This window comes from Photobacterium phosphoreum, assembly GCF_002954725.1.
GTDB classification, from domain to species: Bacteria; Pseudomonadota; Gammaproteobacteria; order Enterobacterales; family Vibrionaceae; genus Photobacterium; species Photobacterium phosphoreum.
On record NZ_MSCQ01000001.1, the window covers coordinates 1,848,064 to 1,862,877 of the forward strand.

Genomic DNA, 14,814 nt, shown 5'->3' on the forward strand with positions numbered 1-14,814 from the left:
CTAACAAACCCTCGTATTCCCCCTAATTAAGAAAAACTTCCACTAGTACACATTTTTGAGCCATTATTTAATCAGCTATCTATAACAATAAAGGATTGATAATGCGTTGGAAGAACTCCCGCCAAAGCTCAAATATTGAAGATCGACGTGGCGACAGCCCGACTCAAGCAAATACCCCTCCTGTTGCTGGGTTATTACGCTTAGTGCCCTTACTAATGCGCAGTAAAATAGGACGAATAGTATTAGTAATGGCTGGGCTATTCTTTGCCTACCAATATTTTACTGGTGGTAGTAATTCTGTTGGTATTCAACAATCACACTCACCGAAAACAGCATCAGTGCAGTTAAATGATGAAAACAAGCAGTTTGTTGCTGCGATTCTGGGATCAACAGAAAGTGTTTGGAACAAGCAACTGGCAGGGAAATACCAACCACCAACATTAGTTTTATATAACAATGTTACCCATACGGGTTGTGGTACAGGATCGGCGCAAACAGGACCTTTTTATTGCCCTGCTGATCAAAAAATCTACCTTGATCTTGGCTTTATTAATGAATTAAATAAATTAGGTGCCTCTGGTGATTTTGCCTTTGCCTATGTGATTGCACATGAAGTGGGTCACCATGTTCAAAAACTATTGGGTACCAGTGATAAAGTCTCTCAACTACAACAACGTAGCGATAAAGTCACTGCCAATCTGCTCAGTGTAAAATTAGAGCTTCAAGCTGATTGCTATGCTGGAGTCTGGGGCTATTACGTTAACCAACAAGGAATGCTGGATGCGGGAGATCTTGAAGAAGGTATCAATGCCGCAAGTGCTGTGGGTGACGATCGATTACAAAAAATGGCAGGACAAGCAGTACAACCCGATGCATTTACTCATGGCAGTTCACAACAGCGTATTACATGGTTTCAAAAAGGCTTTAAATCTGGTGACCCAAGTAGTTGTGATACGTTTGCCCGACCATAATTGAGTCATTCACTAATAACGAAACGAATAACCACTGATCATACAGTAACCACAAATCCGTTTTTTCGTTCTATTATCTATATAATGTAACAATTTTTTACAATTATACTTTTTCTCTATCGCAACAATCCGCTATAACAACAGCTTAATCAAACATGAACGAAGTTGCTGTTATTTCTATAGGGAAAATAGAATGTTCAAAAAAAGTCTTTTTATCTTACTGTGTTCTTTTTCAGCTTATGCTCAAGCTGGCTTTGATATCATTACGTTAGGCAGTAAGGGAGGTATTCAAGATGGTAATCTAACCGCATTTCTCATCAAAGATAGCCTCGACAATAATTATATTACTCTTGAGGCAGGAACCGTGGTTAACGGTCTGATTGCTGCCGAACAAAAACAAGCATTTCAAGATATTGATGTCCCTAAAAACTCGCCGTATACCAAAGTCGGCTATATTCTGCGTGAAAAAATCAAAGGTTATTTCATTAGTCACGCTCACCTTGATCACCTTGCTGGAATGATAATAGCCTCGCCCGATGACAGTAATAAACCAATATATGGCTTACCGTCAGTCACTGAAATCATTTCAGAAACCTATTTTAACTGGCGTGCTTGGCCCAATTTTGGTAGTAGCGGTCAAGGTTATCAATTAGGTAAATATCAATATCATGATTTATCACCTCAAAAGTGGTTATTAATTAAAGACACCCATTTACAAGCCAAAGCACTACCATTAAGCCATGCTGGTATTGAGTCATCGGCATTTATTATCAAAAACAATCAAAAACAAGTCATGGTTTATCTCGGTGATACCGGAGCTGACAGCGTAGAACAAAGCGACCAACTCAATAATTTATGGTCTACATTAGCGCCTTACATTAAAAACAAACAATTAAAGGGGATCATGATTGAAACCTCTTTCACCAATGATGTTCCCGAGCGCTCTTTGTATGGTCATTTAACGCCAAAACTACTGTTAGAAGAACTCGCCTTACTAGAATATAAAGCTGGCGGTAAAGGTGCTTTAACTGGATTGCCGATAGTGATCACCCATATTAAATACAGTTTACTTAAAAAGACAAATCCGCTCACTGTCATCCAACAACAACTTAATGCCGGTAATACCTTAGGAGTCACATTCCACTTTCCCGTACAAGGTGAACGTTTTAGCTTATAACACCTTAAGACTTTCCTATAAAAACGCCCCCGTCACTGTCTCAGTCACGGGGGCGTTATTTATTCAGCCATAGCGGGTTTATTTACGCGGCATTATTCACTAATACGATTAGGGTGATTCAGAATGTGATCCTCCCAATCTATAACATCAATTTCATACACAATTTTATTACGTACAGATTCATCTGCTTTGTGCATTGCCTCTTTAGAGCCAGTGAGCAAAGGATGCCACTCAGGTAACGGCTTACCCTCCGCTAATAAACGATAAGCACAGGTTTCAGGTAACCATGCAAACTCTTCGATCCGTTCACGGGTTAACTTAAGACACTCTTCGCCAGATTCAAACCGGTTAGGATAGTCTTTACATGAACACGTTTTGTTATCGAGTAAACTACACGCGACATTGGTGTAATAGATATCATCAGTATCATCATCAATTAACTTATGTAGACAACATTTTCCACAGCCATCACAAAGTGATTCCCACTCTTGATCTGTCATTGTCGTTAAGTCTTTCTGTTGCCAAAAATGGGTCATGATACTTACACCAGTATTGTTATTTGTGTCGTTCAATACGCCACAATAATGAATGAGCTTATCAAAAAATAAAGCAGGCAGTTTTTATAGCGATCAATACGGTAAACTGCAAATTAAAAATACCTATTAATCACCAATAGCGATGGAAATAATAGCTATTATCATTTAGCTTAGGAATAAATGCGCACTCTGTAAATAATCACTCAGGAGAAAGTCACTAAGTCATTTGGCTTTTAGGGTTAACAATGGTAATTTGCGCAGCCGATTTGTAAAGCAGAAAGAGAGAAGTATGATGGAATGTCGTTTAGGTTGTGGAGCATGTTGTATTGCCCCGAGTATATCATCATCCATTCCAGGAATGGTTAACGGTAAGCCTGCAGGTGTTCGCTGTATTCAACTTAATGAAAACAATTTATGCCAATTATTTGGTAAGCCTGAACGCCCCGCGGTATGCCATCATTTTAAAGCTTGCTCTGATATTTGTGGTAATACCAACGAGCAAGCCTTAACAATTATTACCGAACTTGAGCAAATGACGTAATCATTTTACAGTTCGTCATTGAAAGATAACGTTATTCTTTTGCCGCGCCAGTAAGAATACGTAATGCATTTTTGGCATTTTCTACAACTTGATGGCCAGAATATGTCAAATATCCCCCATCCTCTTCAGTCACTAATCCTTTCGCATACAAACGCTGTGCTGCAGAGATAACGGTTGGACTTGCATCGCTATGAACCTTAATGCCTTCCATATTGCTATGCATAGGGAATTTTACCAGTAGATTCATTTCATCAACGATATCGGGAGTGTACGGCATAGTCACCTCTTTCATGGAAAATCCCAGTGGGATAAATAATCTAATATTAATATTAGCGTTTGTTGGTAATAAAACTAGGTGCAGAGATCAATATCTGAAGATCTTTCTCTATCAATATGAGATCCACGTCAAAAAATCGAATATCTATCAGTCATTCACTTTCATAACTGTACAAAAAACAACCCAAGTTATTGAGGGATATAAAAAAACCGCTTAGAAAAGACAACATATAATATGAAATCTTTTGCTGTTAGCGGTTTTTTGATTGCAATAAATTACAATTACGATTGAATACCAACAATTAACCATGGTGCATTAGGTTTGCGTAAATCACGCTCTAAATGCCACACATCAGTAATGTCTTCTTCTACGCCTTCAGCGCTATCTTTATAACGGCCACTGAACTTAATACTTAACTGTGCCATATTTGCGTCGTGATCAGCACGTACCAATTCAGCATCAACGTACATCACTTCAGTGTGTTGCTCACCTGACAGTTTCGCACGCTCAGCAGTTAAATCTGCCATCAACGCTGGTGATACATATTCACGAATTTTTTCTAATTCGTTATGATTCCATGCGCCCTGAATAACACGGTAATGATCACGAGAACCATTTAAAAATGTATTCATATTGAAGTTTGGCGGCAGGTTAAACGGCACTTCGCTATCGGTTGATTCATAACCAGACGACTGTTGTTGTGCTGCACCTTGACGAAACTGTTGCTGTTGTTGTTGTTTCTGTTGTTGTTGCTGCTGAGACTGACGCGGAGAATTGCCCGCATAAGACTCTCGGTGCCCCATCGGAGTCCCTTTATTCGCACGCATTGCTTTAAAGATCTTAAACAATACAAAAGCAATCACACCAATGATAAGAATATCCATAAACTGGATACCATCAAATGCACCACCAAAGAAAGCAGCTAACAAACCACCAGCAAGAAGACCACCTAACAGACCCCCCATTAGACCTTTTTTCGCTGATGATGCTGCGGTTGGATTTTGTTTACGGATGGTATCAGTCTGTTGTGGTTGCTGCTTACGAACCGGAGCGGTTTTAAAGCTTTTACCAAACGACTTACCACCACCGAATTTTTTTGCTTCAGCATGTGGTGCTGTAAAAGACACCGCCACAATAAGAGCAAATACGGTAAAAAAACGTTTCATGATAATCGATATACCTTCGTCATTAACTTTAAGCATCGTAGCTATTCGCTAGAGAATGTCAATTTAATCACTCATCAAAATTGTTACTAATGTTTAACATTCGCTAAACGTCTTAAGATGAATAAATTAAAAACATAACAATCAGACATATATGACCAATAATATAGGCTACACCTGTTGTGATTCTTTATATAATTAAACATAAATAGCTTTAATATGCATACTTATGTGCAATAAATTGAACTAATACAACCTAAAAGGTGAAAATTCCAATATCCTTCCATATATTATCCGCAGTAAACGTTTATTATTATATACTGTTTTTTATCATGTCAGTGAAAGTACACAATAGTCGCTAAAGGTAGTGCTTTCCTTGATTATTATCATTTTTCCCCATGGAGATATCTATGCAAGAGAATAATACACACAGTAAATTTGTGGGTTATCTATTGTGGATTTTTGGTTTTACCGGCGCTCACCGCTTTTATTACGGTAAACCAGTAACAGGCACTATTTGGTTTTTGACATTAGGTTTATGTGGCATTGGCTGGTTAATTGATTTCTTTTTGATCCCATCAATGAACCGTGAATCTGACTTACGTTTCGCTAGTGGTGAAATCGATTATAATATTGCTTGGCTACTACTGACTTTCCTTGGTGTATTTGGTGTTCACCGTATGTATATGGGGAAATGGCTCACGGGCATCCTTTATTTATGTACGTTTGGTTTCTTCCTTATCGGTATTCTCATCGATTTTTGGACACTGAATGATCAAGTATCATTGGAAAACACCAAGAAACGAAACGCGTAACTGATAAATTCTGGAATTCATATTATGGCGTATATGCTATCGCCTCTTCGGGCTATATCAATGCCATAATATTTGCGTTATGTCCGATTTGTATTGCACATAATGTCTCACGGACGAATATGATTAAAATAATAAAAAAAGCAGCCTTCCGCTAGGCTAATTATAACAATTGCAAACATATTTAAAGAGTATAACTCCATGGCAAGAAGAAATGACCACACTCGCGAAGAATTGGTAAGTATGACGCTTGAGCAAGTAAAAAACTTTCTCGATCAACATCCGCATCATGAATTGAGCTTACGTAAAGTAGCTGCAATGATTGGCTATGTACCCAGTACTTTAGTTAATGTGTTTGGTAACTATAATCTCTTACTCCTTCATGCTGTCGCTCAAACACTGGATGAATTATTCCAACAAGCTGAGCTTTGTGTACGTGATTCAACCTCTTCGCAACAAGCATTACGTAACCTTGCTTTCTGCTATCTTAACTTCGCAACAGCCCACCCTTATCGTTGGCAGTTAATTTTCCAACATACGATGAATGGTGAAGATCTTCCCGAGTGGCAAACCGATCGTATTGATAATATGACGGGTATGCTAGAAGCGTTAATTGGTCAAATTAATAGTGATATGAGTGACAAACAAGTCCTTGAAGCAAGTCGTGTTATTTGGGCGGGTGTCCATGGTATAACCTTACTCACCGTCGATGATAAATTATTCACTTCAAGCCCAGTAGATGGTAAAGCGCTGATCAATAATTTATTAGATACCTACTTAAATTCATGGCATAAATAATTTAACGAGAACAGCAGAATGTCCCCTAAGCCTCAATCAAACCTGTTAACTAAACGTCGGTTTTTACCTTATTTTCTCACACAGGCTTTAGGGGCATTTAACGATAATGTTTATAAAAACATTCTGCTTATTTTTATTGCTTATGCCTCCGTACACACGCTGCCGCTTAATGCTGATCTATTAATTAATTTAGCGGCAGGACTCTTTATTCTGCCCTTTTTCTTATTTTCAGCCTCTGCTGGCATACTGGCAGATATTTATGATAAAGCCAAAATCATGCGCATGGTTAAATTGGCAGAAGTGATCATAATGTGTGGCGCCGCAGTGGCCTTTATTTACCAAAGCTATTTATCATTACTTTTTTTACTGTTTTTAATGGGCACCCAATCTGCATTTTTTGGACCGGCTAAATATGCGCTATTACCGCAACACCTTAAAAAAGACGAATTAATCTCAGGTAATGCATTAGTTGAAACTGGAACATTTTTAGCTATTTTACTCGGTACTATTATTGCTGGCGTTATCGCTAACAGTGACAATAGCCGTTACATTGCTGCCGCTAGTGTGATTATCTTTGCGATTTTAGGCTATGTGACTTCACTGGCAATTCCACCTGCACCACCAAGCCAACCTCATGTTAAATTTCATTGGCGTCCATGGCAGCAAACTCGCCACACCATGAAAATAGCCCAACAAGATAAAATCATTTTCCAATGTATTATTGGCATTAGTTGGTTTTGGTTTCTTGGCGCGTGTTACTTAACCCAATTCCCTAACTTTGCTCGCGGTAATTTAGGCGGCCAAGCCTCATCCGTCTCGTTTTTATTAACCTTATTCTCAATCGGTATCGCCATTGGTTCAATGCTCTGTGACCGCTTATCACAGCATCGTATTGATCCAGGTATCGTACCCATTGGCTGCTTTGGTATTAGTCTGTTTGGGTTTGGCTTATACGCCATGACACCCACGGTTATGCCAGTAAGCGACTCGATCATGACATTCATTGCCCAACCGTTATTATGGCCGGTCTTTATCTCATTATTATTACTTGGGGTTGCTGGCGGTATTTTCATCGTGCCGTTATATACCTTAATGCAACAACGCGCCCAAGAAGATCAGCGCGCTCAAATTATTGCGGCTAATAATATTTGGAATGCGGTCTTTATGGTGATTAGTGCCATTGTTGCGATTGTGTGCCTGTCTTTATTGCAACTTTCCATTCCACAGTTTTTTCTATTACTGGCCGGATTAAATAGCCTTGTGTTGGTTTATATTTATTTCCAAGCCCCTGATTTTTTCTGGCGTTTCGTGGTTTGGGTTGTCACTCATACCATGTATCGCGTCCGCCACCATAATCTCAACAATCTTCCTCAACATGGCGGCACATTATTAGTCTGTAATCACGTCAGTTATATGGATGCGCTACTATTAGCAGGTGCTTGCCCTCGTCCGATCCGTTTTTTAATGGATAAAGACATTTATAATCTCCCTGTTATCAATGCCTTTTGTCGTGCATGCAAAGCGATCCCCGTTGATGCCAATGATCGTAAATCAGTACGAACAGCCTTTGCTCAAGTAGCGACATATTTAGAAGATGGCGATATTGTATGTGTATTTCCTGAAGGTCACTTAACCCAAGATGGCGAAATCGCACCCTTTATGCGCGGTATTGACTTAATCATTAAACGTTCAAAAGTTGACGTTATTCCCATTGCTTTACAAGGTTTATGGGGCAGTTACTTTAGCCGTGAAGGTGGGCATGCATTACTGAAATGGCCTAAACGTTTTTGGTCAAAAGTAACGATTATCGCGGGGGAATGTGTATCATCTGAGGAAACCAATAGCCAGTTACTACGCCAACAAGTCATCGACTTACGTGGTGATAATCGCTAGTGATAACGCGGCTTATCCTCGCTTAACTACAGGTTAATAATACTAGACGAATACTAGATAAATAATAAAAAGGCGAAGCTATTATGCTTCGCCTCTTCGTAAATATCCGTATTGTTTTTATACTTGTAACGCTAACCACTGTGCCAACTCTGACCGTGATATTTTCACACTTTGCGTAAAGCTTTCTGGTAATGCAAGATAACGCACAGGTCGCTTATGAGGTGCCACATTTTGCGACATATAAGTAATTAACTCATCCATCAGATAATTATCTAACGGCTGAGCTGTGGTTAATATCGCTACGGGCCTGGCACCAAAATCATGATCAGCCACAGGTAGCACAATCACTTGGTTAACCGCCGAATGTTGTAATAATACCTGCTCAATATCTTCTGGCTGCACATTTTCACCACCAGAAATAAACATATTATCGGCTCGACCACGAATAAATAATTCGTCATCATGCCACTCACCTACATCTTTGGTGGCAAACCAATCATCATCGTCATTACATCCCAATAACGAGAAAATAGTCTTATTGCGGTAATATCCCAGACATAGCACATTACCACGTACCCAAATTTCACCATCGCGTAAAATAAGCTCACGATGTGGCAAAACAGTACCGACGCCAGCACTACTATTCGCACGTTTAACGGTTATGGTTGATGCCATCTCTGTCATCCCATAACCATTCCAACATTCAATCCCGGCTTGTTCAGCCGCAGTGGTTAAACTCACAGGGATCGTCGCACCACCTAATAATACCTGTTGTAATTGATGTTGCTGTGCATATTCAGAATCAAGGAAGCGTTGTAACTGCGTCGGAACCAATGATGCATGACTCACCCACTGTAAGGCTTGTTGGTGTAATTTTGGCTCCACAACAACAATTCTTGCACCACGGTATAACCACCGCCAAACAATCGCTAATCCCGAAATATGGAATAACGGTAACGACAATAGCCAACTATCATCAGCGGTAAACGTCATTTGCTTTAATAACCCACGGGCACTGGCTAAATGTGATTGCGCATGATGCACAACTGCTTTAGGAGAACCAGTAGAGCCTGATGTTAATGTTAGCGAAACAGGACGGTGTTCCTGCCACATCACAGGAATAATACGTTCAGACGTCATCGCAGGGATCAAAGATAACGTCGATCCGGGCAATGACTCAGCTGCATCTATCTCTGGACACCAAATGTGATCATTTCCCAATACCGTTAATTGCTCCATTAACGCCTTGGGTGGCAACTTAGGATTAAGGCCAACATAACGGGCACCAACACGAATAATGGCTAATAACAGCCACAACACGTCGATACTATTTGGTGCAACCACGGCAACTAATTGATCACGTTTTACCCCTTGAGCAACCAACCGTTGAGCATATTTTTCAATATTGGCGGCAACTTCAATCCAATTCCATGTCACAGCGCCTGCATTAACATCACCTAATGCAATCGCAATTTCTGTTGGTCGTTGCTCAGCCCAATATTGCCAAGGCCACATCTGAAATGCTGCTTTTATTTTTGCCATACCACGTCTAATTCAGATAAAGGGATCACCGGCAGTTCACAACCAGGCCATGACTGCATTAATTGCGCTTGAAATAATTGCATGGTATCCAACCCCGGGATCACATTCGGAGTTTGCCATTGCGCTAAGCGTGCTAACTGATTTAAACCCAGACTTGATTCAATACTTGAACTGATCACTGCAATGAGTCCAGCAGCATGTGCTTGCTCAATCAATGAAATACAACGCTCAAGCGAACCTATCAAGGTCGGTTTAATGATTATCGCTGCAACACCTGGCTCGGCTTTTACTTCAAACCCAGCATCGCGTACTGTTTCATCCCAAGCAATATTAATTCCAGTTTGTTGTGCAAACGCCAAACTGTCACTCGGTTCACGACACGGCTCTTCTAGAAAAGCAATGCCACTGCGATGTTCAGGTCGAATATATTTAGCAAATTGTTGTGCTTTAAGTGGTGTCCATTGACGATTAGCATCGAGTCGTAATTGCATATCGGGAATGGCTTCAAGAAGCATATTGGCAACGATACCGTCACGGACGGCTTCATACATACCGACTTTGATCTTAGCCACTTTCTCACCCGGCATTTGGTTCAAACGTACCACCAAATCATCAGGATCCCCTGAACATAATGGCGCTACCAAATAATTACCTGTAGCGGGAAGTTCAGCCGCTAACTCTGCTAATGCACAGCTAATACCAAACGCAACCGATGGCAAAGCAACATCAAGATCTAATGTCTCACCAGCGACCCATTGCGAAAGTAACTGTTGTGCTTGCTCGCCAGCTTCCGTTGCAGTCTCAACACTAAATTCTGGTAATGGCGCAATTTCACCATAAGCCCGTTGTTGATCTTGGCATAACTCAATCACCCAACCTTCACGCGTAATCAACCGTTGATCACGTAAAATAACCCCAGAATCCATTGGAAGTTGGTATTGAAATAACTTAGCGCTACGCATTGAATTTCCCTTATATGATGCCAGAGACGTATTAACTAAATCCTCTAGCCAAAAACAAAGTCGCTCTCGCTTTAACGAGATTATGAATCAATAAAGCTTAATAATGCCGTTGTAAAAGCAACAGGTTGTTCAATATGAATATTATGACCTGCATTATCTATAACCGTGATATTTAAGCCACAAGCAGATGCTAATTGGCAAAATTTACTATCATGCTCACCACAAAGATAATGGATGGGTATAGAAAGCTGTTGTAATTGTGGCAATAATTGTGGCTGTTTAGCGAGTGACGTTGCGAGCATCATTTTCGCAATCCCAGAGCCTAAATTATCACTCCGTTTAGCCACTAAAGCCTGTCGTTGATCTACTGTCAGTGATGCAAAAACAGGTTGTTGATACCAATCTTGTAATACATCAACCAATGGCTGTTGTGCAAATCGTGCCGCCCAACGCTGATCATGTTGATAGCGAGACTCACGTTCAGCAACCGGTAAACCAAAATGCCCACCTTCAAGCAACACGTTAATTAATCGCGGTGAATCCGTTGTTGCTGTTGAGTGCGTCGCCAAGGTACACGCATGGTACATCGCTAAACGTGCGCCCATCGAATAACCAATCAGCACATAATCATTAACGCCACGTTGTTTTAACGTTGCCATCAACGCTTGATGAATAGCAGCAAAGCCGCCATCAAATGCATCGGTGGTTATTTCAGCATCAACAAACGCACTTAACCCATGTCCTGGCAAATCGATGGTAATACATTGCTGAGTAGCCGCAAGTTGGCTAATCACATATCGCCAATCACGACCATTACCTAATAAACCATGTAGAAAGACTAATGTAGGCTGGGAAGCATTGGCTTTAACCCCAAAGGTTTCAGAATAAAGTAGCATGCTCGACCTCAGCAAATAACACTTTTAGCATTTCCCCAGCTTCACCGGCTGGCGTTTTGATTTCAACGAGTGTTGTACCTGCTTGTAATTGCCCCTCACGAATCGCTGTTTCAGCCGCAATTAATGATGTTGGCGCACAATAATGTAAACCAAACATCGCCGCAGCATGACTAAATTCAAACCCATGTGGCATGCGATAGAAATCATCTTTTTGCTGATCAGGCACCGGCAGCATGTCAAAAATACCACCGCCATCATTATTGGTTACAATAATAACAATCGGATATTGATGTTGATTTAATAAAGATAATGAATTGAGATCATAAAGTAGCGAAGTATCACCAATCAAACACACTAAAGGCGCTTTTCGAGCCCGTTGCACACCTGCTGTCGTCGCGATTAAACCATCAATACCCGATGCGCCACGGTTAGCAAATGTTGCCGTTGATGGTAATTGAGCACACATATCCAGTAATCGGACAATCATGCTATTACCCAAAAATAATTCTGTTGATGGTGCTATCCAATTCATCACCTGCGCCGCTAAGCCCAATTCAGAAAAGTGTGTGCTGTGTGCTGTGACAATGTCAAAATAACGCTGTGAGGCAGCAACCAACGGCAATGCCCATTGTGAATGTAGAGATTCAGTGGTTAATGCCAACGCTGCGTGCGCCCATACTTCAATATTGGCTTGAATACGTTGACTACGACGATGATTGGGATCTAATCGACCCGCTAGCGGATCAATCAATAAAAAAGACTGCCACGTTTGGCTACCAATGAGCTGTAATAACCGTTTTGAAACTAAGCGACCACCAAATTGTAGTAGCACTTGCGCTTGTTGAAGGTGATGCTGGCAGGCCGCATTTTGTAACCACCCATCAAAACCTGCAAAATCACTGCTGCCACCTGCTTGAGGATCCACCAGCAATGGCCACCCCAACGCAGTCGCTAATTGTTGCACCGCATAAAGTTCATTAGCCGCGAGTCGACCCGCCACTATCACCCCTTTCTGGGTACACAATGCTTGCCACTGTACAGGGTCAATTGTTGCAGTTGCTGAAGACAGTAACGCTTGATGCTGACAATGCGGCGTATGATCCTGCATCCACTCAGCGACAGGGAGTAGATAATCGCTAAAATCGACATCATCGCCATATAATGGCTCAGGGTAATGGCAATTAAAATGCACCGACCCACCACGTAATTGCTGTTGCTGCATCACATCATCAATAGCGCACAATAACCAATTAGGGCTAATATCCAAACTTGGGCTTGGTACATCTAAAAAATGATTAACATGATCAGAAAAAATACCATGCTGCCGAATCGCTTGGTTGGCACCACATTGAATTAATTCAGCGGGACGATCAGAAGTTAATAGTACTAGTTTTTCACCAGTTAACCCCGTTTCAGCAACTGCAGGTAATAAATTCGCCACAGCGGTACCCGAAGTCACAATCACGGCAACGGGAGATTGCGTTGCTTTGGCTAACCCTAATGCTAAAAAGCCTAACCCACGTTCATCAAAATGCGTATGAATCGTCAGCTGGGTTAATTTTGCCGCTGCTAATGTTAACGGCGTTGAACGAGATCCCGGTGCAATACAAACATGTTGCACTCCAAGTCTCATTAACTCCTCAAGCATTAAACTTGCCCAGCAACCATTTAGTGCCGCACGGTATGAGTGGCTAGTCGTTAATGATGGCTGCATCATGCGCTTTTATATCCCATATTATCCATAACTGTACCGTCATCAAAACAAGGTTGCTCAAATAAACTACATAAGGTTGATGTTTTACGATCAAGCTCTTTCCATTCGCTATCAGCTACTGACCCCGGCACAATGCCAGCGCCAGCAAATAAATGTAAATCATCACCGCTAATCATCGCACTACGGATCGCCACACAGAATTCACTGTGCTTTTGACCTATATAACCGACAGCACCGCTATACCAACCACGGGCAAACGGTTCATGCTCTGCAATAAAGTTTAACGCTGCATCACGGGGTAAACCTGCAATCGCAGCCGTAGGTTGCAAACTATCAAGCAAATTAGCACTAAACACAGCATCATTGAGTTGACCATCAATGCTGCGTTTTAAATGTTGCACTTTACGTAACCGTACTAACTCCGGCACCGGTGAAACATTCATTGATTCACATTGCGGTACTAAACGTCCCACGATGTCATCAACCACTAATCTATTTTCATAGCCATTTTTAGTATCAGCTAACAGCCATTCAGCTAATTGCTGATCTTCTTGATTATCAGCTCCACGTCCAATAGTACCAGCAAGAGCTTCTGTTTGTAGTGCGCGATCATGGCGCTGAAATAACCGTTCAGGGGTTGATCCCACAAAACAATGCTCAGCATCAAGTGCCATCAGAAAATGGAAACTATTACTGTTACTTGCTCGGCTAGCCTTTAGTAATTGCGCGGGTAATACCGGATGATCCAGTTGTAATGTTGTCCGTCGAGCTAACACCACTTTTTCAAATTCATCATTCGCAATCCCCGTTAACGCTTGCTCAATCATGGTTGACCAACCAGCAAAATCAGGGCTATAACTACGGCTTAATATTCGACTATCAATATCTGTTACTACTTCAGGATTGGTGGCGATTTTTTGCAGCATCGTTAACATGCGTGGTTTATCATCACTCATATTAGCGGCAAGATGCCATTCACCATCTAAACGAATAATTTCAAGTAATGGCAAAAAGAAAAAAGATGAAAGACAACGACGGTTACGATCAGTGTGACCATCAAAAGAGCGTCCACCCCATACGCGCTGATCGTCAGCAATGACTTTTTCAGCGATTAACGGATCAGTAAACGTTTTGATTTGCCCTAACGCCACCACTTCCTCACGACAATCACGAGATTGCCAATAAAATTTAGGAAATAAAGGTTGGGCATCCATCCAATCAATTAAATCAGTATTTGCAGATAGTTCTAATTTCACTACTAATCGTTGTGTTGTTATTGTTGCTTGTTTAATCTTAGCAACCAATAATTCAACGGCTTGTTGTAACGCAGTCAAGATAACCTCGCTCAGCTAAATATCACCAATACGGCTCATCCCTGGCTGAAAAATAAAAAATATGCCAATCATGGACATACTCGATTCTTTGCTAAAAACAGTCATTTTTTCAACGGTTACCAAACATGGCAAATCATTGATTATCAGCAAAGAAGAATGATCTGGGTATTCTACCTCACTCAATAGCATCTGACTAAT

Annotated in this window: 14 protein-coding genes; 6 read left to right on the plus strand and 8 right to left on the minus strand. The window is 41.0% G+C overall.

Annotated elements, in window-relative coordinates:
* Positions 1 to 101: 101 nt before the first annotated feature.
* Positions 102 to 971, plus strand: coding sequence for a KPN_02809 family neutral zinc metallopeptidase (gene ypfJ / locus BTO21_RS08030; protein ID WP_045027711.1), 870 nt, complete (start codon positions 102 to 104; stop codon positions 969 to 971).
* A 193-nt stretch (positions 972 to 1,164) separates the two neighbouring features.
* Positions 1,165 to 2,148, plus strand: a complete 984-nt coding sequence (locus tag BTO21_RS08035; protein WP_045027710.1) for an MBL fold metallo-hydrolase — start codon at positions 1,165 to 1,167, stop codon at positions 2,146 to 2,148.
* A 92-nt stretch (positions 2,149 to 2,240) separates the two neighbouring features.
* On the opposite strand, the gene BTO21_RS08040 is transcribed toward BTO21_RS08035, so the two are convergent.
* Positions 2,241 to 2,684: a YcgN family cysteine cluster protein gene (locus BTO21_RS08040; RefSeq protein ID WP_082056796.1), complete on the minus strand. Its 444-nt coding sequence runs from the start codon at positions 2,682 to 2,684 to the stop codon at positions 2,241 to 2,243.
* Positions 2,685 to 2,976: 292 nt separating this feature from the next.
* Between BTO21_RS08040 and BTO21_RS08045 the strand changes: the two genes are divergently transcribed.
* Positions 2,977 to 3,225, plus strand: coding sequence for a YkgJ family cysteine cluster protein (locus tag BTO21_RS08045; RefSeq protein ID WP_045027859.1), 249 nt, complete (start codon positions 2,977 to 2,979; stop codon positions 3,223 to 3,225).
* 31 nt (positions 3,226 to 3,256) lie between these two features.
* Here BTO21_RS08045 and BTO21_RS08050 read toward each other — a convergent pair whose 3' ends face one another.
* Together BTO21_RS08050 and BTO21_RS08060 are read right to left on the minus strand one after the other, a co-directional pair.
* Positions 3,257 to 3,502, minus strand: a complete 246-nt coding sequence (locus BTO21_RS08050; RefSeq protein ID WP_045027858.1) for a TIGR02647 family protein — start codon at positions 3,500 to 3,502, stop codon at positions 3,257 to 3,259.
* Between the two features lie 281 nt (positions 3,503 to 3,783).
* Positions 3,784 to 4,668 carry a Tim44 domain-containing protein gene (locus BTO21_RS08060; protein WP_065193531.1) on the minus strand — a complete coding sequence of 295 codons (885 nt, stop codon included), beginning with the start codon at positions 4,666 to 4,668 and terminating at the stop codon, positions 3,784 to 3,786.
* Between the two features lie 407 nt (positions 4,669 to 5,075).
* On the opposite strand from BTO21_RS08060, the gene BTO21_RS08065 reads away from it, so the two are divergent.
* From BTO21_RS08065 to BTO21_RS08075, 3 genes are all read left to right on the plus strand, one after another.
* The gene (locus tag BTO21_RS08065) at positions 5,076 to 5,480 is read left to right on the plus strand and encodes an NINE protein (protein WP_045027705.1); all 405 of its coding nucleotides are present in this window, start codon (positions 5,076 to 5,078) and stop codon (positions 5,478 to 5,480) included.
* Between the two features lie 198 nt (positions 5,481 to 5,678).
* Positions 5,679 to 6,275, plus strand: coding sequence for a TetR/AcrR family transcriptional regulator (locus BTO21_RS08070; protein WP_045027704.1), 597 nt, complete (start codon positions 5,679 to 5,681; stop codon positions 6,273 to 6,275).
* Between the two features lie 18 nt (positions 6,276 to 6,293).
* The gene (locus BTO21_RS08075) at positions 6,294 to 8,168 is read left to right on the plus strand and encodes an MFS transporter (RefSeq protein ID WP_045027702.1); all 1,875 of its coding nucleotides are present in this window, start codon (positions 6,294 to 6,296) and stop codon (positions 8,166 to 8,168) included.
* A gap of 117 nt (positions 8,169 to 8,285) precedes the next feature.
* On the opposite strand, the gene menE is transcribed toward BTO21_RS08075, so the two are convergent.
* From menE to BTO21_RS08100, 5 genes are all read right to left on the minus strand, one after another.
* The gene (menE, locus tag BTO21_RS08080) at positions 8,286 to 9,710 is read right to left on the minus strand and encodes an o-succinylbenzoate--CoA ligase (protein ID WP_045027701.1); all 1,425 of its coding nucleotides are present in this window, start codon (positions 9,708 to 9,710) and stop codon (positions 8,286 to 8,288) included.
* Entirely contained in the window at positions 9,698 to 10,672 is a 975-nt protein-coding gene (gene menC / locus BTO21_RS08085; protein ID WP_045027699.1) for an o-succinylbenzoate synthase, read from the minus strand. The genes menE and menC overlap by 13 nt, the downstream gene beginning before the upstream one ends.
* Before the next feature lie 80 nt (positions 10,673 to 10,752).
* Entirely contained in the window at positions 10,753 to 11,568 is an 816-nt protein-coding gene (gene menH, locus BTO21_RS08090; RefSeq protein ID WP_045027698.1) for a 2-succinyl-6-hydroxy-2,4-cyclohexadiene-1-carboxylate synthase, read from the minus strand.
* Positions 11,552 to 13,285, minus strand: a complete 1,734-nt coding sequence (gene menD / locus BTO21_RS08095) for a 2-succinyl-5-enolpyruvyl-6-hydroxy-3-cyclohexene-1-carboxylic-acid synthase (RefSeq protein ID WP_373455611.1) — start codon at positions 13,283 to 13,285, stop codon at positions 11,552 to 11,554. The genes menH and menD overlap by 17 nt, the downstream gene beginning before the upstream one ends.
* Positions 13,282 to 14,616 carry an isochorismate synthase gene (locus BTO21_RS08100; protein ID WP_045027696.1) on the minus strand — a complete coding sequence of 445 codons (1,335 nt, stop codon included), beginning with the start codon at positions 14,614 to 14,616 and terminating at the stop codon, positions 13,282 to 13,284. Before BTO21_RS08100 ends, menD begins: the two co-directional genes overlap by 4 nt.
* Positions 14,617 to 14,814: the final 198 nt, after the last annotated feature.

Coding starts and splice junctions, on each gene's coding strand:
- menE (WP_045027701.1), bottom strand. CDS start 9,710: ATGGCAAAAATAAAAGCAGCATTTCAGATGTGGCCTTGGCAATATTGG.
- BTO21_RS08075 (WP_045027702.1), top strand. CDS start 6,294: ATGTCCCCTAAGCCTCAATCAAACCTGTTAACTAAACGTCGGTTTTTA.
- BTO21_RS08040 (WP_082056796.1), bottom strand. CDS start 2,684: ATGACCCATTTTTGGCAACAGAAAGACTTAACGACAATGACAGATCAA.
- BTO21_RS08050 (WP_045027858.1), bottom strand. CDS start 3,502: ATGCCGTACACTCCCGATATCGTTGATGAAATGAATCTACTGGTAAAA.
- BTO21_RS08045 (WP_045027859.1), top strand. CDS start 2,977: ATGGAATGTCGTTTAGGTTGTGGAGCATGTTGTATTGCCCCGAGTATA.
- BTO21_RS08070 (WP_045027704.1), top strand. CDS start 5,679: ATGGCAAGAAGAAATGACCACACTCGCGAAGAATTGGTAAGTATGACG.
- BTO21_RS08035 (WP_045027710.1), top strand. CDS start 1,165: ATGTTCAAAAAAAGTCTTTTTATCTTACTGTGTTCTTTTTCAGCTTAT.
- ypfJ (WP_045027711.1), top strand. CDS start 102: ATGCGTTGGAAGAACTCCCGCCAAAGCTCAAATATTGAAGATCGACGT.
- BTO21_RS08060 (WP_065193531.1), bottom strand. CDS start 4,668: ATGAAACGTTTTTTTACCGTATTTGCTCTTATTGTGGCGGTGTCTTTT.
- menH (WP_045027698.1), bottom strand. CDS start 11,568: ATGCTACTTTATTCTGAAACCTTTGGGGTTAAAGCCAATGCTTCCCAG.
- menD (WP_373455611.1), bottom strand. CDS start 13,285: ATGATGCAGCCATCATTAACGACTAGCCACTCATACCGTGCGGCACTA.
- BTO21_RS08065 (WP_045027705.1), top strand. CDS start 5,076: ATGCAAGAGAATAATACACACAGTAAATTTGTGGGTTATCTATTGTGG.
- menC (WP_045027699.1), bottom strand. CDS start 10,672: ATGCGTAGCGCTAAGTTATTTCAATACCAACTTCCAATGGATTCTGGG.